Origin of the sequence: Neisseria sp. P0008.S010, from assembly GCF_051962715.1 — a bacterium.
Classification (GTDB): domain Bacteria; phylum Pseudomonadota; class Gammaproteobacteria; order Burkholderiales; family Neisseriaceae; genus Neisseria; species Neisseria elongata.
The window spans coordinates 1-241 of the sequence record NZ_JBQCVA010000408.1 but is presented as its reverse complement, the minus strand read 5'-3'; the positions used below and the strand labels follow the sequence as shown (position 1 = coordinate 241).

Below are 241 nucleotides of genomic sequence, written 5' to 3'. Positions count from 1 at the left end.
ACTAAAGACTTACAAAGCCGCCTACGCGTCCTTTACGCCCAATCATTCCGAATAACGCTTGCCCCCTTCGTATTACCGCGGCTGCTGGCACGAAGTTAGCCGGGGCTTCTTATGTAGGTACTGTCATTATCATCCCTACCGAAAGAACTTTACAATCCATAAGACCTTCATCGTTCACGCGACATAGCTGGATCAGGCTTTCGCCCATTGTCCAATATTCCCCACTGCTGCCACCCGTAGG

General features: G+C 50.6%; 1 rRNA gene. It reads right to left on the bottom strand.

Going from position 1 to position 241, the window contains the following annotated elements:
- Positions 1–241: ribosomal RNA gene (locus ACTHSL_RS14115) — 16S ribosomal RNA — on the bottom strand; the annotation flags it as partial.